The organism is Polaribacter vadi (assembly GCF_001761365.1).
GTDB classification, from domain to species: domain Bacteria; phylum Bacteroidota; class Bacteroidia; order Flavobacteriales; family Flavobacteriaceae; genus Polaribacter; species Polaribacter vadi.
This window is the reverse complement of record NZ_CP017477.1, coordinates 2,105,188-2,122,923: the sequence shown is the minus strand read 5'-3', so window position 1 is coordinate 2,122,923 and position 17,736 is coordinate 2,105,188. Positions and strand designations below refer to the sequence as shown.

Here is a 17,736-nt window from a genome sequence, read left to right as displayed (position 1 = left end):
TTCAGCTTAAAAAAACTTTTAGAAAGTTTATGTAATACAAAGACCTCACAGGTTTTTAAAACCTGTGAGGTCTGAAATAAATTTTATTTGTGAATTCGTGGCGATTTTATTTCATCAAATACGCCTTTAAATCCTTATAAGAACTCGCTTTTATAGCTACTTTTTTATTATTGATAACTTTCTGAATCTGTTCAGGAATCTCCACTTTTACAGGCAAAGTTTCTTCAACAACATCTAAAAATTTAACAGGATGTGCAGTTTCTAAAAATACGCCAAATTCGTTTTCTTTTAAACCGTATTTTTTCAATCCTAAATAACCAACAGCTCCATGAGGATCTGCAACATATCCAGAATTATCGTAGATCTTTTTCATGGTTTCACGAGTTTCATCATCAGTAAAACTATAAGAAGAAAAAGCACTTTTTAAAGTTTCTAAATCGTTGTTAAACAATTCACGGATTCTAATAAAATTACTTGGGTTTCCAACATCCATAGCATTAGAAATTGTTGCTTTCGATGGTTTTGGTGTGTAAACTCCGTCAACTAAAAAATTAGGAACTGTATCATTTACATTGGTGGCAGCAACAAAATGTTTGATTGGTAACCCTAATTTTTGTGCCATAATTCCTGCACAAATATTTCCGAAATTTCCACTTGGTACAGAAAAAACCAATTCTTTATTTTTTGATTTTAATGCTTTATAAGCAAAGAAAAAATAGAACATTTGTGGCAACCAACGTGCAATATTTATAGAATTTGCAGAGGTTAATTTCTTTGTAATTTCTTCATCTAAGAAAGCAGTTTTTACCATTTCTTGGCAATCATCAAAAACACCATCAACTTCTAAAGCTGTAATATTTTGACCTAAAGTTGTGAGTTGTTTTTCTTGAATATCGCTCACTTTTCCTGAAGGATATAAAATAACCACATTCACACCTTTTGCACCTAAAAATCCATTGGCAACAGCACCTCCAGTATCTCCAGAAGTTGCTACTAAAACTGTAACTTCTTCCTCATTTCCTTGATTGAAATACTCTAAACATTGTGCCATAAATTTAGCGCCAACGTCTTTAAAAGCCATGGTTGGTCCATGAAAAAGCTCTAAAGAAGCAATGTTTTCATCAATAGTTACCAAAGGAAAATCGAAAGAAACAGTTTTTTCGATAATTTCTTTTAATATTGAAGTCGGAATTTCATCACCCACAAATTGTTTAATTGCTTCATAAGCAATTTCGTGATTGGTGTAATTTTCTATATTCTCAATAAATTCTTTTGATAAAGGCGTAATATTTTCTGGAAAATAAATTCCTCTATCTTTTGCTAAACCTTGCACAACTGCATTTTTAAAAGTTGTGTTTGGCGATTTATGATGTAAACTGTAGTAGTTCATTTGTTTTTGATTTTTGGTTTGTCAGGTCGAGCGCAGTCGAGATCTAAATAAGACCTCTCGACTGCGCTCGAGGAGACATTTCTATAATATTTTCATTCCTTCAGAATTTACTTTAGATGTAAACATCGTAAAATCGATTCCTGTATTTTTATAACTTTCTTCAATGGATTTATAAACATTTTTGGCAATTTCATCACCTTTGCAAAGTGCAAAAATTGTTGGGCCAGAACCAGAAATTCCTGCACCTAAAGCACCCGCTTTTAATGCTGCATTTTTTACATCATCAAAAAAGGGAATTAATTTTTTACGATGAGGTTCCACAATAATGTCAACCAAAGAATTACTGATTAAATTGTAATTATCAGTATATAAACCAGCAATTAAACCACCCACATTTGCCCATTGAGTAACTGCATCTTTTAGCAAAATTTCAGTTGGCAAAACTTCTCTAGCGTCTTTGGTTTTAACCTCAATTTGAGGATGAATTGCAACAACTCTCAATTCACTTGGAACAGGTAATTTTATAATTTCTAAAGGATTGTAGCTTCTCACTAAAACAAATCCGCCATAAATTGCTGCAGCAACATTGTCTGCAATTTGAGAACCACAAGCAACTTCTTCACCAAACATGGCAAATTTTGTCAATTCAAGTTCAGAATATTTGTTTTCTAAAAACTGATTTACTCCAAAAGCAGCACCAGCAGCACTTGCAGCAGAACTTCCTAAACCACTTCCAGGAGAAAACCCTTTGTGAATTGTTAATTCAATTCCGAAATTGGCATTCGCTTCTACTAAAATCTTTTTAACAACAGCGCTTGCAGCATTTTCATCAACATTATAGGTTAAATTTGCACCTGTAATTTTGGTAATTTTTACGCCTTTTTCAGTTGTTTTAGTAAATGTCATTTCATCACCAACAGCATCCACAGCAAAACCTAGGGAATCAAATCCACAAGAAACATTGGCAACAGTTGCAGGAGAAAATATTTTTAAAGTTTCCATCTTTTTTAGTTTTCAGTCATCAGTTGGCAGTTTGCAGTCAGTTTGTTGCTGAAAACTGCTTACTAAAGACTTTTTTATTTACTTTTTATTTTTTAGTCAGTTGATCACTGAAAATTGTGACTGCCAACTGCCTACTAAAAAACTGCCTACTTATTTGCTATTCTTATTACATCAGCAAAAATACCAGAAGCTGTAACATCTGCTCCAGCTCCAGCACCTTTTATGATTAAAGGGTTTTCTGGATATCTATCCGTAAAAAATAATACGATATTATCACTACCTTCTAAATTATAAAAAGGATGCTCTGCAGGAATGTGTTGCAAACCAACATTGGCTTTTCCGTTTACAAATTCTGCGACATATTTTAATCTACAATTCTTGTTATTTGCTTCATTATAAATTTCTTGAAAGTGATTTTCGTGTTTTACTAACGATGCATAAAAATCTTCATTAGTAGTTGTTTGTAAACTCTCTTTTGGTAAAAAAGCGTTATTTACAATATCTTCTAACTCCATTTTGTAGCCACTTTCTCTAGCCAAAATTAATATTTTTCTAGCCACATCAACACCACTTAAATCAATTTTTGGATCTGGCTCTGTATAACCTTCTGCTTGTGCTTGTGCAACAACATCGTGAAAAGTTGAATCTTCATCAAAATTATTAAACACAAAGTTTAAGCTTCCAGATAAAACTGCCTGAATTTTATGCACTCGATCCCCAGAATTTATTAAATTCTTTAAAGTATCAATAATTGGTAAACCTGCACCAACATTGGTTTCAAACAAGAAAGAAGCATTGTATTTTCTTGAAACGTGTTTTAAAGTTTTGTAATTATCAAAATTAGAAGCACAAGCAATTTTATTACATGTTACTACAGAAATACTATCTCTTAAATACTTTTCGTACACTTCAGAAACTGCTTGATTTGCGGTATTATCAATAAAAACACTATTAATGTGATTGCTTTCTTTTACTTTTTTATGAAATTTTTCTAACGTTGTTGGTTCTCCATTTTCTAAAGCTTCTTTCCAATTTTTTAGGTTGATGCCATCATTATCAAAAACCATTTTCCTAGAATTAGATATTCCAATAACTCTAATTTTTAGTTTTAAATTTTCTTTTAAGAATTTTTTCTGTTGTTGAAGCTGTGCTAAAAAACGTTCGCCAACATTACCAACTCCAGTTACAAATAAGTTTAACTGCTTTGTTTTTTCTTCGAAAAACTGTTCGTGCAAAGTATTTAAAGCTTTTTTTGCATCATATTTATTGATAACAGCAGAGATATTTTTTTCTGATGAACCTTGTGCAATTGCTCTCACATTCACATTATTTCTACCCAAAGCACTAAACATTTGGCCACTTAAACCTTGGTAGTTTTTCATGCTTTCGCCAACAACAGCAATAATTGCCAAATCGTTTTCAACAATTATTGGCTTTATTTTTTTTCGATCAATTTCTATACTGAAAGTCTCGTCTAAAAGATGTTGGGCTTTTTTAGCATCATTTTCATAAACACCCACACAAATTGAATGTTCTGAAGAAGCTTGTGTTATAAAAACCACATTTATTTTTGCCATGGAAAGTGTTTCGAACAAACGTTTCGAAAAACCAGGAATTCCTATCATTCCTCCACCTTCTAAAGTTATTAAACTGATGTCTTCTATATGCGAAATCCCTTTAACTTCATTACCATTTTTAGGGTTTTTAGAAATTAACGTTCCAGCATTTTCTGGCTCAAAAGTGTTTTTAATTCTAATTGGAATTTCTTTTCTTAAAGCTGGCTGAATCGTTGGTGGATATAAAACTTTTGCTCCAAAATGAGACAGTTCCATAGCTTCTTCATAAGAAATTTCTGGAATTGCATATGCCTGTTTTACAACTCTTGGATTTGCTGTATACATTCCAGAAACGTCTGTCCAAATTTGTAGTTCATCTGCTTGTAAAGCAGCAGCGTAAATTGCAGCTGTAAAATCCGATCCTCCTCTTCCTAATGTTGTAGTTTTTCCATCAATATTAGATGAAATAAAGCCACCTAAAAGTGTAATTTGATGTGTATTTTCATCAAAAAAAGAAGTAATATTTTTATTGGTGATTTTAAAATTTACTTGCGCGTTTAAAAAATCATCATTGGTAATAATTAATTCTCTACTTTCTTTATGAGTTGCATCTAAATTTTCTTTTGCAGCATTTGCGATGATGTAAGAAGATAGTCTTTCACCAAAACTACACACTTTGGCTAATGTTTTATCAGATAATTCTTGTAATAGAAAAATGCCTTCGTAAATAGAATTTAATCGATGAAGTATAGAAGTAACTTCTTGAATAACTTCATTTTTATGGGTTTTAACTAAATCATCAATTACTTGGAAATGTAGGTTTTTAATGGTTTCTAAAATTTCTTTCGCAACTTTAATATCAACTAAAGCAGTGTTTGCGCCTTCAATTAAATTGTTGGTAGTTTTACCAAAAGCAGAAACCACAACTGCAATTTTATGTTCTTTGGATGTTTTAGCGACAATGCTTAAAACCTGTTTTATATTTTCTGAATTTGCGACTGATGAGCCTCCGAATTTTAATACTTTCATCTTTAAAATGATACTAATTAGTACTGTTTTATTATTTTGTTTCTCTTTAAAGAAACAATTATTAACCTAAATAATATGAATATTGTAGAACCCTTAAAGGGTAATTGTTGAAGTTGTTGTGCGAATAATTGTATTCATAGAAATACAAACTACAGGAGTAGTTTTTGAAGTATTTGTATGGATTTTAGAAATTTTCACGGTGCTAAAATAGAAGTATTATTTATTTTAAGCAGTTGAGATGTGATTTATTTTGATAAATTCATCAATAAATATCATTTTCTTAAAATATTGATATAAATAAATGGAATACTTTAATTTTTGTGTGAACTATTTGTTTTTTCTTTAAAAATGAAAGTTGTACTTATTTTAAATACTTTATTAAATTTGTTGGATGTTTTTTATTATTCCAAAAGAAAGAGATATAAATTATTTCCATTTTTTCATCAATCTTGTACCAAATTTTTGTTTGAGTTGATAATACGAATTGTCTAAATCCTTTATAACTAGACATTTTTCCTAAATATGGATTTTCTTCTAATAAAATTAAAAATCCTTGAACTAGAACTGAAAACTTTAATGCTTCTTTTTTATTCCATTTATTTATGATGAAATCAATTTCATCTTCAAACGAATCATAAGCTAGATCAGTCCATTTAATAATCATTAAACAAGATTAAATTTATCTTTAACACGACTCATAACTTCTTCTGTGGAATGTGTTTTTCCTTCTTCGATTTGTGTTAAACTTTTGTCTAAAATCTTTTTTAAGTTTTCAGGAATATCTATAGATTCAATTTTTTCTTTTTTTAATACTTGCTCTAAAGTGTAAATTACACTCTCTTCTTTTACCTTAAAAAGTTCTTGAATAATATTGTATTTTCTTGATTCTAAATCCATAGTAATAGTTTTTGCAACCTAACAAATATACAAGTTTTGCTGTTAAAGTACTTTTTCAATTTAATAATGAGTAGAAGGGATTTCTATTTATTACCACTATTTATTTTTTCCTTAATTATTAAAGCAATCGGTTTATTTTCGATTTTACTTTCTAACCACGATAAAATATCTAAATATAAAAAAGCTCTTTTTTCATATGGATGATCCTCAAACTTTTTTAATTTGGTGTGGATTTTTTTAAACTCATTTTTAATTTCATGAGGAAAAACATCACTCAAATCACGGATAGAAGTCAGGAATATTTTTTGAACTTCCTGTAAGTTTTCCATTTTTAAAAGGAACTTATAAGTATCTACAAACTGTCTTTCCAAATCGTAATCTAAACCACATTCGTAATGTGCTATTAAATTTAGAATTCTAGCAAAACACTGTAAATCTTCAGCAGATGTAAGGTTTTTAGACTTTATAATCTTTTGTAAATAAACAATACAAAGTTCATTTTTACCCATACCAAAATACAAACAGGCAATTTTATAGTATAACATAACTATATAATGACTGTCTAACCTATTTTTATAATCTTGAATCTTTTTGTTGATAATCGCTACTAAATATTCACCTTCAGAAAAAGTTGCTTCCATAAAATGCAAGTGAAGTTTGTTGGCATATAAATGCTGAAAAATTAAAAGTTCTGTATTGGTGTTTAATGGAATAATTTTTTGTTCAACTTCCTGTTCAAAAGCTGCTAATTCCATTTTAAAAGTTTTTGTTTTATGAACAAAAAAGCAAGCTTCAAGCAAATAGTTAATTCCTTTTAAATAAAATACAGGATGTTGTACAATATGCTTTTTATCCTCTTTAAATAAGTCTACCCATTTTCGGGCATATTTGTAACTCTGAATAAAATCTTGGGTTAAAAAACTAAACCATAAATGAGATTTGTACAACCATAATTTTTCTCTAAAACCAAAGTTTTCAAACTTGTATTTTGGTAATTTGCTGTAAAAATATTCATTAATAAATTCTAATTCTTCGTTGTTTTTTACATATCCATTTTGCAATAAATGGCTGTATAATTGAAGTGATAAGTTAGAAAGTTTGCTTGCAGTTACATTTTGTTGACTCAACATTTTTGCTTGCAAAGAAAGTTGGTCTGCTCTGTTGCTTAAACTTCGTGTAATATATTGTGTTTCAATTACTTTTTCGAGTTCTACAATTTCGTAAGCAATGTTTTTTTCTTCATTTTCTAAGGCTAAATTTTTAGCTTTATCTAATAATTTTAAACTCTGTTTGTATAATCCTTTTTGGTATAAAACTGTTGCAAAATCTAGTTGTTCACGAATTTGAATTCTAATATTTTTATGAGCAGGATTTAAACGCAGGCTAATTAAAATTTGTTTGTATAAATGCGCTTTTAAGTTCGATAATTGCTGTTTAGAGACAATGCCACTTTTAATAATTACCTTTTCATCATATACTTTTAATTTTTCTAAAAATTTAAAAAGTGAGAAAAATTTTGCATCAATATTACCTCCTAAACGTCCAACATATAAGTTGAATTGTCGTTTTTCAGACTTCGTTAAAGACTTAATTAATACAAAAAGAGCGTCATTTTGATTATTGGCTGATGTAACAATTTTACTCATAAGTTGTTTATAATGAAATACTTGTGATTTTATTGAGGATATTAGAAATCGTACAGAATGGTAAAAATACCATTTATTTTAAACTCACTATTATACATTTGAGTAAATATAAAGATAATCTTTACAAATTATGCAAGATAACAAAGTTCAAATTTTTGACACAACTTTAAGAGATGGAGAGCAAGTACCTGGTTGTAAATTAGATACTAAGCAAAAACTGGTAATTGCAGAACGATTAGATTTATTAGGAGTAAACGTAATTGAAGCTGGTTTTCCTGTTTCTAGTCCTGGAGATTTTACTTCAGTATCAGAAATTGCTAAAATAGTAAAAAACGCAACTGTTTGTGGACTTACAAGAGCCGTAGAAAATGATATAAAAGTTGCAGCAGAAGCTTTAAAATTCGCTAAATATCCAAGAATCCATACAGGAATTGGAACAAGCGATTCTCATATAAAGTTTAAATTTAATTCAACAAGAGAACAAGTAATTGAAAGAGCTGTAAATGCTGTTAAATACTCAAAATCTTTTGTGGAAGATGTAGAATTTTATGCAGAAGATGCAGGTAGAACAGACAATGAATTTTTAGCAAGAGTTTGTGAAGCAGTTATAAAAGCTGGTGCCACTGTTTTAAATATTCCAGATACAACTGGGTATTGTTTACCAGAAGAATATGGTGCAAAAATGAGATATTTACGTGAAAATGTAAAAGGAATCGAAAATGTAATTCTTTCTTGTCATTGTCATAACGATTTAGGAATGGCAACAGCAAACTCAATTGCTGGTGTTATAAATGGAGCTCGTCAAATAGAATGTACTATTAACGGAATTGGAGAACGTGCAGGAAATACAGCTTTAGAAGAAGTTGTAATGATTTTGAAACAACATCCATATTTAAATTTAGAAACATCTATCAACACAAAATTATTATACGATACAAGTATTATGGTTCGTGAAAGTATGGGAATGCCTGTGCAACCAAACAAAGCAATTGTGGGTGCAAACGCATTTGCACACAGTTCAGGAATTCATCAAGATGGAGTTATAAAAAACAGAGAAACATACGAAATTATGGATCCTGAAGATGTTGGTGTTACAGAAAGTGCCATCGTTTTAACTGCCAGAAGTGGAAGAGCTGCTTTAGCTTATAGATCTAAAAAAATTGGTTACGAACTAACTAAAATTCAGTTAGACAAAGCCTACGCTTCTTTTTTAGAAACTGCTGATAAACAAAAGGAAGTTAAAGATGAAGACATTCATTTGATTATGAAACACATAAGTGAAGTTTCAAAAATTGAGGTTGCTTAAAAAAGTCCCAATAAATGTTGCCTTACAGAAGTAATTTGACTATTATTGACGTGTTTAAAAACTAAGAATTTTCATTTATGAAATTTACAATCGCAGTAATTCCAGGAGATGGTATTGGTCCAGAGGTTATAACGCAAGCAAAAAAAGCGTTAAATGCAGTTGCAGAAGCTTACGATCATATTTTTTTATACAAAGAGGCACAATTAGGTTCTTGTGCAATTGATGCTACAGGAGGTCCTTTGCCAAAAAAAACAATTGAAATTTGTAAAAAAGCAGATGCCATTTTATTTGGTGCAGTTGGCGATCCAAAATACGATAATGATCCATCAGCAAAAGTGCGTCCAGAACAAGGTTTGTTACAACTTCGTAAAGAGTTAGATTTATTTTGTGGAGTAAGACCTTTAAAGGCTTATAATAATTTAATTGCAAATTCTCCTTTAAAAAGAGAAATTATAAAAAATACCGATTTTATCATTTTTAGAGAATTAACTGGCGGAATTTATTTTGGTAAAAAAGAGTTGAGTGAAGATATGCAATCGGCTTCAGATCTTTCTACCTATACTGTAGATGAAATTTCTAGAGTTGCACATTTGGCATTTCAAGCAGCTCAAAAAAGAAAGAAAAAAGTAACGTTAGTAGATAAAGCAAATGTGTTAGAAACTTCACGTTTGTGGAGAAAAACAGTTACAGAAATCGCAAAAGAATATAGTGATGTAAGTTTAGAGTATTTGTTTGTAGACAATGCTGCCATGAAAATGATTTTAAACCCAAAGCATTTTGATGTTATCTTAACAGAAAACCTTTTTGGAGATATGATTTCTGATGTTGCAAGTGCATTATGTGGTTCCATTGGCTTAATGGCTTCCTCATCCATAGGAAACGAAAACGCACTTTTTGAACCAATTCATGGTTCTTACAATCAAGCAAAAGGCAAAGATATTGCAAACCCATTAGCGTCAATTTTATCTGCAGGAATGTTGTTAAAATATTTAGGATTGCATGAAGAAGCAGATGCAATTGAAAGAGCCGTAGATAAATCTTTAGCTTTAGGAATTACAACAGAAGACATCAAAAGAAAAATTCAAAGCTCAACATCTACCTCAAAAGTTGGCGATTTTATTGCAGATTACATCACAAATCAAGATGATAGCAATATGAATTTCAAGAATATTCACATGGGGCAAAGTACTATTATTTAAAAAATACTTTTCGATTTTTATCGAAATAACGAGTGAATTGTCATTCCTGTGCAAACAGGAATCTATTTTTTTAAATTGTTTTAATGACAAAGGTCGAATGATTTGAAGCTATTTCCAGCTTTCAGCACTCGCTTTTTTTGCCTGAAAAAGGCAAAAAAGAGCTCAAACAAATGCTTCAATCTGGGCTAAACTATTTTGCCAACAATAATAAATTAATTAAAATGGGTTGTCTATTTAAATTAAATTCACAATATTTGAAGCATGAATAAACAAGTATTAAATATCATTTCTATTATTATTGTCATCGTAATTATTACGACATGATAGGAAAGTGATATTTATAATTTTTTATAATAGAACCTTCCAATAAAATGGAAGGTTTTTTTATGAATTTATTTTAAGTATTGAATATCATATTAAAATGTATTTAAAGCATTGGTAGACAGTTTTTTAACATTGTTTTTAAATACCTGAATTTAAAGAATGCTGTTGCATTTTACGCAACAAAACCACAGAAATACAATAATTTAGTCAAAGAATTGAATAAAACAATAAATGGAATTAAATAAACACAGCAAAAGATTAACACAAGATGAATCACAGCCAGCATCTCAAGCAATGTTGTATGCAGTAGGTTTGTCTGATGAAGATATGAGCAAAGCACAAGTTGGTATTGCAAGTACAGGTTATGATGGTAATCCATGTAACATGCACTTAAACAATTTGGCTGCAGAAGTTAAAGTGGAAAGCAAAATTGCTGGTTTAGTTGGTTTAGGTTTTAATACAATTGGTGTTTCAGACGGAATTTCTATGGGAACTTCTGGTATGAATTATTCATTAGCATCTAGAGATATTATTGCAGATTCTATAGAAACTGTAATGAATGCTCAAAGTTATGATGCTCTAGTCTCTGTAGTTGGTTGTGATAAAAATATGCCAGGAGCAGTTATTGCAATGTTGCGTTTAAATCGTCCATCAATAATGATGTATGGAGGAACAATTGCATCAGGAAATTATAAAGGAAAAAAATTAAATATTGTCTCTGCTTTTGAAGCTTTAGGACAAAAAGTTGCTGGCGAAATTGAAGAAGACGAATATAGAGAAATTATAAAAAGAGCAATTCCAGGAGCAGGTGCTTGTGGAGGAATGTATACTGCAAACACAATGGCTTCTGCTATAGAATGTATGGGGTTTGCATTGCCTTACAATTCGTCTATTCCTGCAGAAAATCCTAATAAATTATCGGAAGCAGAAAGAACAGCTTTGGCAATTAAAAATTTATTAGAATTAGATTTAAAACCTTTAGATATTATTTCTAAAAAAGCGTTAGAAAATGCAATTGCAATTGTAAATGCTTTAGGAGGTTCTACAAATGCAGTTTTACATTTTTTAGCAATAGCACATGCTGCTGATATTGAATTTACTTTAGCAGATTTTCAAAAAGTTTCAGACAGAACTCCATTAATTGCAGATTTAAAACCATCAGGAAAATACTTAATGGAAGATGTTCATGGAGTTGGTGGTACACCTGCAATTATGAAATATTTATTACAAGAAGGGTATTTACATGGAGATTGCATGACTGTTACTGGTAAAACTTTAGCAGAGAATTTAGCAGATGTTGAGGCAATGGAGTTTGAAGATCAAGATGTAATTTATCCTAAAGATAAAGCATTAAAATCTTCAGGAAATATTCAAATTATTTATGGAAACCTTGCAGAAGAAGGAGCTGTTGCAAAAATTTCTGGAAACGAAGGGTTACTTTTTGAAGGAAAAGCTGTGGTTTACGATGGTGAACAAGCTGCCAATACAGGAATTTCGAACGGAGAAGTAGAAAGAGGAGATGTAGTCGTCATTCGATATGTTGGGCCAAAAGGTGGTCCAGGAATGCCGGAAATGTTAAAACCAACTTCGTTAATTATGGGAGCAGGTTTAGGAAAATCTGTTGCTTTAATTACAGATGGTCGTTTTTCTGGAGGAACACATGGTTTTGTAGTTGGGCATATTACACCAGAAGCACAATCTGGAGGGACTATTGGAATTTTAAAAACAGGTGATAAAATTAGAATTAGTGCAGAAGATAATTCTATAAACGTTTTACTTTCTGATGAAGAAATTGCAGAAAGAAAATCGAAATGGGTTGCACCTGCTTTAAAACATACAAAAGGAATTTTATACAAATACGCAAAAACCGTAGCATCAGCATCTAAAGGATGTGTTACTGATTTGTAGACTAGAATTGAATCAACATTTAAAAGAGACAAGAAACAATATATAAGAAAAAAGAGAGAGAAACAAGATGATAAAGTCTTTGTTCTATTTTCTTTATTCTTTCATCTCAAAAAAGAAAATATGGAAACTCAAACCATAACAAACACAGAAACTGCTAAAAAAGTTACAGAAAGAATTTCTGGGAGCGAAGCAATTGTTAGATGTTTAATTGCAGAAGATGTAAAGATAATTTACGGTTATCCAGGAGGCGCAATTATGCCTGTTTATGATGAATTGTACAAATATCAAGATAAAATTCATCATGTTTTAACGAGGCATGAGCAAGGTGCAACACATTCTGCACAAGGTTTTGCTAGAATTTCTGGTAAAGTTGGAGTTGCAATTGCAACTTCTGGTCCAGGTGCAACCAATTTAATTACTGGTATTGCAGATGCACAAATAGATTCTACACCAATGGTTTGTATTACTGGTCAAGTACCTTCTCATTTATTAGGAAGTGATGCTTTTCAAGAAACCGATATTGTTGGTATTTCTACACCTGTTACAAAATGGAATTGTCAAGTTACAAAAGCAGCAGATATTCCTGCAGCTTTAGCAAAAGCATTTTACATAGCAAAAAGTGGAAGACCAGGACCTGTTTTAGTAGATATTACAAAAGATGCACAGTTTGAGGAATTCGATTTTGTATATGAAAAGTGTACGAAAGTTAGAAGTTATTTTCCAATTCCGAAAACAGTAGAAGGTACTCTAGAAGCTGCTGCAAAAATTATCAACGAAGCAAAAAAGCCGTTTATAATTTGGGGACAAGGAGTTATTTTAAGTGAAGCCGAAAAAGAACTAATTGCAGTTGTTGAAAAAGCAGGAATTCCTGCAGCTTGGACAATTTTAGGAGCTTCAGCAATACCAACTACTCATCCATTAAATGTGGGAATGTTAGGAATGCATGGAAATTATGCTCCTAATAAATTAACCAACGAATGTGATGTTTTAATTGCTATTGGAATGCGTTTTGACGATAGAGTTACAGGCGATTTAAACAAATATGCAAAACAAGCAAAAGTTATTCATTTTGAAATTGATCCTGCAGAAATAGATAAAAATGTAAAAACAGATGTTGCAGTTTTGGGTGATGCAAAAGCAACTTTAGGAGCTCTTTTACCATTATTAAATGCAAATTCACACACAGATTGGCATCAAGAATTTAAAAATTTATACGAAATTGAATATAACAAAGTAATTAAAAATGATATTCATCCAACCAAAGAAGGGTTAACAATGGGTGAAGTAATTCATCAAATTAATATTCAAAGTAAAGGTGAAGCTGCAATTGTAACAGATGTTGGTCAGCATCAAATGATTGCTTGTAGATATGCAGATTTCAACAAAACTAAAAGTAATATTACTTCTGGTGGTTTAGGTACCATGGGTTTTGGTTTGCCAGCAGCAATTGGTGCAAAAATGGCAGCTCCAGAACGTGAAGTTGTTTCTATTTCTGGTGATGGAGGCTATCAAATGACCATTCAAGAATTAGGAACTATTTTTCAGCAAAAAGCAGCTGTAAAAATCGTGGTTTTAAATAACGAGTTTTTAGGAATGGTTCGTCAATGGCAACAGTTATTTTTCGACAAACGCTATGCATCCACAGAAATGATAAACCCAAATTTTGTAGCAATTGCAGAAGGATATTATATCAAAGCAAAAAAAGTTACAAAAAGAGAGGAATTAGCAGATGCTGTTAAAGAAATGATGGAAAGTAAAGAAGCTTACTTTTTAGAAGTTTGTGTAGAAAAAGAAGGCAATGTTTTTCCAATGGTTCCTTCTGGAGCAAGTGTTTCAGATATTCGATTGGAGTAAGAAGTTGGAAGCTGGAAGTATGAAGTATGAAGTTGGAAAGTTACTAGGTAAAAAAAAGAATATAGAAGAAAACATAGAGAATCAAGATTAAAAGAACAAAGATTGGATCATTTAGAACTCAACTTTGAAACTTTAAACTTTAAACCTTGAATTAAAGTATGAGTACAGAAAAAGAACAATTATATGCAGTATCTATTTATACTGAAAATAATATTGGATTGTTGAACCGAATTTCAGCAATTTTCCAAAGAAGACATATCAATATAGAGAGTTTAAACACGTCTCCATCAGAAATTGAAGGTGTTTCGAAATTTACAGTTGTTGTAAATATGAATGAGGTAAACATCAAGAAAATTATTGGTCAGATAGAAAAGCAAGTTGAGGTAATCAAAGCCTACTATCATAGTTTAGATGATATTATTTATCAAATTTCTGGTCTGTTTAAAATTAAATCTGAATTATTATTCGAAGAACGCCAAATTCAGAATATCATTAAAGAAAGTAATGCAAGAATTGTTACTGTAAATAAAGAGTTTTTTGTGCTGGAAAAATCAGGCAAAAAAGAAGAAATAAAAATTTTATACGATAAATTAAGTGTCTTCGGAATTATGCAATATACTAGATCAGGCTTAATTGCAATTACCAAAGAAGAAATGAAAATTTCATCATTATTAGAAACATACAATAACTAAAAAAATAGTATAAAGAAGAGAGATAACAGCAAATAAACTAAGCTTATTTCTGTTTTCTCTATTCCAAAATCTTTTACATCAAACAAAAATAAAAAAATGTCAAATTATTTCAACACATTAACATTAAGAGAAAAGTTAGAACAATTAGGAAAATGTAGATTTATGGACGCTTCAGAATTTGAAGACGGAATAAACGCATTAAAAGGGAAGAAAATTGTTATTGTGGGTTGTGGAGCTCAAGGCTTAAACCAAGGTTTAAACATGAGAGATTCTGGTTTAGAAATTTCTTATGCTTTACGTCAAGCAGCAATCGACCAAAAAAGAGATTCTTTTAAAAATGCAAGTTCTAACGGTTTTACAGTTGGTACTTATGAAGAATTGTTGCCAACTGCAGATTTGGTGATCAACCTAACTCCAGATAAACAACATACAAATGTTGTGAAAACTGTAATGCCTTTAATGAAAAAAGGGGCAACATTATCGTATTCTCATGGTTTTAATATTGTGGAAGAAGGCATGCAAATTCGTGAAGACTTAACTGTAATTATGGTCGCTCCAAAATGTCCAGGTTCAGAAGTTCGTGAAGAATATAAAAGAGGATTTGGAGTGCCAACTTTAATTGCTGTGCATCCAGAAAACGATCCAGAAAACAAAGGTTGGGATCAAGCAAAAGCATATGCAGTTGCAACAGGAGGTCATAGAGCTGGTGTTTTAGCATCCTCTTTTGTGGCAGAAGTAAAATCTGATTTAATGGGTGAACAAACTATTTTATGTGGTTTGTTACAAACAGGTGCAATTTTATCTTTTGATAAAATGGTTGCAGAAGGAATTGATGCTGGTTATGCAGCAAAATTAATTCAATATGGTTGGGAAACTACTACTGAAGCTTTAAAACACGGAGGAATCACAAACATGATGGACAGATTGTCTAATCCTGCAAAAGTGGAAGCATTCAGATTATCAGAAGAATTAAAAGACATTATGCGTCCATTATTTCAAAAACATATGGATGATATTATGACTGGTCATTTCTCTAAAACAATGATGGAAGATTGGGCAAATGATGATAAAAACTTATTAACTTGGAGAGAAGCAACAGGAAATACTGCTTTCGAAAAACAAGAAGTTACGAGTCAAGAAATTTCTGAACAAGAATATTTTGATCATGGAACTTTGTTAGTTGCTTTTGTAAGAGCTGGTGTAGAATTGGCTTTTGAAGCAATGACAGAATCTGGAATTATAGATGCTTCTGCATATTACGAATCTCTACATGAAACTCCATTAATTGCAAATACAATTGCTCGTAAAAAGTTATATGAAATGAATCGTGTAATTTCTGATACAGCAGAATATGGTTGTTATTTATTCGATCATGCTTGTAAACCTTTATTAACTGATTTTATGAAAACAGTTTCTACCAATGTAATTGGTCAAAAATTTTCAGATTCTAATGATGTTGATAATCAAGAATTAATTAGAATTAATGCCATTATTAGAAATCATCCTGTAGAAAAAGTAGGCGCAAAATTAAGAGCTTCAATGACAGCAATGAAAGTTATAAAATCCGCTTAAATAAATTTCCCCCAATTTTTACAATAAACCTGTCAAACTGCTAAATTTTGACAGGTTTCTTTTTTACATTTGAATGATGCAAACAGAACCAATTTATTTCCCAAGTTTAGAAACTATAAAACAAGCTGCCAAGAATTTAGAAGGTGTTGCTTATAAAACACCCTTAAATAAAAATAATAATCTTTCTAAGCAATTTGATGCTAACATTCTGTTTAAAAGAGAAGATTTGCAAGTAGTTCGTTCTTATAAAATTAGAGGAGCCTATAATAAAATGTCTTCTTTAACTTCGGATGAAAAACAACGAGGTATTGTTTGTGCAAGTGCTGGGAATCATGCACAAGGTGTTGCTTTATCTTGTAAATTATTGCAGATAAAAGGAACAATTTTTATGCCTTCACCAACTCCAAATCAAAAAATAAACCAAGTAAAAATGTTTGGTGAAGATTTTATTGATGTAATAATTCAAGGCGATACTTTTGATGATGCTTTTAATGCATCAAAGTTAGAATGCGATTTAAAAAACAAAACGTTTATTCATCCTTTTAATGATAAAAAAGTAATTGAAGGGCAAGCAACAGTTGGTTTAGAAATATTGGATCAAACTAACGAAAAAATAGATTACGTTTTTGTTCCTATTGGAGGAGGAGGATTATCAGCAGGATTGTCATCCGTTTTTAAATATTTATCACCAGAAACAAAAATTATTGGAGTTGAGCCAGAAGGAGCACCTTCTATGCTAACATCTTTCAAAAATAAAAAAAACACAAGTTTAGATACCATAGATTCCTTTGTAGATGGAGCTGCAGTAAAAAAAGTTGGTGATTTAAATTTTGCTATTTGCCAGCAAAACTTAACGAAAGTAATTACAGTTCCTGAAGGTAAAATTTGCCAAACAATTTTAGATTTATATAATAAAGATGCCATTGTTGTAGAACCTGCAGGCGCTTTAAGTATTGCTGCTTTAGATTTTTTTGCTGATGAAATAAAAGGAAAAAACGTAGTTTGTATTGTGAGTGGAAGCAATAATGATATTACAAGAACTGCAGAAATTAAAGAACGTGCCTTATTGTATGCAAACTTAAAACACTACTTTATTATTAAATTTCCACAAAGAGCAGGAGCTTTAAAAGAATTTGTTGCAGAAATTTTAGGGCCAAATGATGATATTACACATTTTGAATATACCAAAAAAAGCAACAGAGTAAATGGTTCTGCAGTTGTTGGTTTGGAGTTAAAGTCATCTGCAGATTTAGCACCTTTAATTATTAAAATGAAGGAAAGAAACTTTTTTGGTGTCTATTTAAATGACAAACCAGAACTGTTTGATTTTTTAGTTTAGTTAAAATTTATAATGATATATG

The 17,736-nt window shown here is 30.8% G+C and carries 13 protein-coding genes; 7 read left to right on the top strand and 6 right to left on the bottom strand.

Going from position 1 to position 17,736, the window contains the following annotated elements; translation table 11 throughout:
• Window positions 1-106: 106 nt before the first annotated feature.
• From thrC to LPB03_RS09375, 6 genes are all read right to left on the bottom strand, one after another.
• Window positions 107-1,390, bottom strand: coding sequence for a threonine synthase (gene thrC / locus LPB03_RS09400; RefSeq protein ID WP_065317568.1), 1,284 nt, complete (start codon window positions 1,388-1,390; stop codon window positions 107-109).
• Between the two features lie 81 nt (window positions 1,391-1,471).
• Window positions 1,472-2,392, bottom strand: coding sequence for a homoserine kinase (locus tag LPB03_RS09395; protein ID WP_065317569.1), 921 nt, complete (start codon window positions 2,390-2,392; stop codon window positions 1,472-1,474).
• A 146-nt stretch (window positions 2,393-2,538) separates the two neighbouring features.
• Window positions 2,539-4,977, bottom strand: a complete 2,439-nt coding sequence (gene thrA, locus LPB03_RS09390; protein ID WP_065317570.1) for a bifunctional aspartate kinase/homoserine dehydrogenase I — start codon at window positions 4,975-4,977, stop codon at window positions 2,539-2,541.
• Between the two features lie 361 nt (window positions 4,978-5,338).
• Window positions 5,339-5,641 (bottom strand): type II toxin-antitoxin system RelE/ParE family toxin, encoded by a 303-nt coding sequence (locus LPB03_RS09385; protein ID WP_065317571.1) that lies wholly within the window; start codon window positions 5,639-5,641, stop codon window positions 5,339-5,341.
• Window positions 5,641-5,874 carry a hypothetical protein gene (locus LPB03_RS09380; RefSeq protein WP_065317572.1) on the bottom strand — a complete coding sequence of 78 codons (234 nt, stop codon included), beginning with the start codon at window positions 5,872-5,874 and terminating at the stop codon, window positions 5,641-5,643. Before LPB03_RS09380 ends, LPB03_RS09385 begins: the two co-directional genes overlap by 1 nt.
• A gap of 83 nt (window positions 5,875-5,957) precedes the next feature.
• On the bottom strand, window positions 5,958-7,520 hold the full coding sequence (locus tag LPB03_RS09375) for a hypothetical protein (RefSeq protein WP_065317573.1): 1,563 nt from the start codon (window positions 7,518-7,520) through the stop codon (window positions 5,958-5,960).
• A 130-nt stretch (window positions 7,521-7,650) separates the two neighbouring features.
• Between LPB03_RS09375 and LPB03_RS09370 the strand changes: the two genes are divergently transcribed.
• The 7 genes from LPB03_RS09370 (at window position 7,651) to ilvA (ending at window position 17,714) form a co-directional block, all read left to right on the top strand.
• Window positions 7,651-8,826: a 2-isopropylmalate synthase gene (locus LPB03_RS09370; protein WP_083186910.1), complete on the top strand. Its 1,176-nt coding sequence runs from the start codon at window positions 7,651-7,653 to the stop codon at window positions 8,824-8,826.
• A gap of 77 nt (window positions 8,827-8,903) precedes the next feature.
• Window positions 8,904-10,025: a 3-isopropylmalate dehydrogenase gene (gene leuB / locus LPB03_RS09365; RefSeq protein ID WP_065317574.1), complete on the top strand. Its 1,122-nt coding sequence runs from the start codon at window positions 8,904-8,906 to the stop codon at window positions 10,023-10,025.
• 555 nt (window positions 10,026-10,580) lie between these two features.
• Window positions 10,581-12,257 (top strand): dihydroxy-acid dehydratase, encoded by a 1,677-nt coding sequence (gene ilvD, locus LPB03_RS09360; RefSeq protein ID WP_065317575.1) that lies wholly within the window; start codon window positions 10,581-10,583, stop codon window positions 12,255-12,257.
• Between the two features lie 120 nt (window positions 12,258-12,377).
• Entirely contained in the window at window positions 12,378-14,111 is a 1,734-nt protein-coding gene (gene ilvB / locus LPB03_RS09355; protein ID WP_065317576.1) for a biosynthetic-type acetolactate synthase large subunit, read from the top strand.
• A gap of 158 nt (window positions 14,112-14,269) precedes the next feature.
• Window positions 14,270-14,803 carry an acetolactate synthase small subunit gene (gene ilvN / locus LPB03_RS09350; protein ID WP_065317577.1) on the top strand — a complete coding sequence of 178 codons (534 nt, stop codon included), beginning with the start codon at window positions 14,270-14,272 and terminating at the stop codon, window positions 14,801-14,803.
• A 96-nt stretch (window positions 14,804-14,899) separates the two neighbouring features.
• Window positions 14,900-16,375 (top strand): ketol-acid reductoisomerase, encoded by a 1,476-nt coding sequence (gene ilvC, locus LPB03_RS09345; RefSeq protein ID WP_065317578.1) that lies wholly within the window; start codon window positions 14,900-14,902, stop codon window positions 16,373-16,375.
• Window positions 16,376-16,451: 76 nt separating this feature from the next.
• Complete coding sequence (gene ilvA, locus LPB03_RS09340) at window positions 16,452-17,714, top strand: threonine ammonia-lyase IlvA (RefSeq protein WP_065317704.1); 1,263 nt, start codon at window positions 16,452-16,454, stop codon at window positions 17,712-17,714.
• Window positions 17,715-17,736: the final 22 nt, after the last annotated feature.

Bases quoted from the DNA above. Each gene is read 5' to 3' on its own strand.
- thrC (WP_065317568.1), bottom strand. From the start codon at position 1,390: ATGAACTACTACAGTTTACATCATAAATCGCCAAACACAACTTTTAAA.
- LPB03_RS09395 (WP_065317569.1), bottom strand. From the start codon at position 2,392: ATGGAAACTTTAAAAATATTTTCTCCTGCAACTGTTGCCAATGTTTCT.
- thrA (WP_065317570.1), bottom strand. From the start codon at position 4,977: ATGAAAGTATTAAAATTCGGAGGCTCATCAGTCGCAAATTCAGAAAAT.
- LPB03_RS09385 (WP_065317571.1), bottom strand. From the start codon at position 5,641: ATGATTATTAAATGGACTGATCTAGCTTATGATTCGTTTGAAGATGAA.
- LPB03_RS09380 (WP_065317572.1), bottom strand. From the start codon at position 5,874: ATGGATTTAGAATCAAGAAAATACAATATTATTCAAGAACTTTTTAAG.
- LPB03_RS09375 (WP_065317573.1), bottom strand. From the start codon at position 7,520: ATGAGTAAAATTGTTACATCAGCCAATAATCAAAATGACGCTCTTTTT.
- LPB03_RS09370 (WP_083186910.1), top strand. From the start codon at position 7,651: ATGCAAGATAACAAAGTTCAAATTTTTGACACAACTTTAAGAGATGGA.
- leuB (WP_065317574.1), top strand. From the start codon at position 8,904: ATGAAATTTACAATCGCAGTAATTCCAGGAGATGGTATTGGTCCAGAG.
- ilvD (WP_065317575.1), top strand. From the start codon at position 10,581: ATGGAATTAAATAAACACAGCAAAAGATTAACACAAGATGAATCACAG.
- ilvB (WP_065317576.1), top strand. From the start codon at position 12,378: ATGGAAACTCAAACCATAACAAACACAGAAACTGCTAAAAAAGTTACA.
- ilvN (WP_065317577.1), top strand. From the start codon at position 14,270: ATGAGTACAGAAAAAGAACAATTATATGCAGTATCTATTTATACTGAA.
- ilvC (WP_065317578.1), top strand. From the start codon at position 14,900: ATGTCAAATTATTTCAACACATTAACATTAAGAGAAAAGTTAGAACAA.
- ilvA (WP_065317704.1), top strand. From the start codon at position 16,452: ATGCAAACAGAACCAATTTATTTCCCAAGTTTAGAAACTATAAAACAA.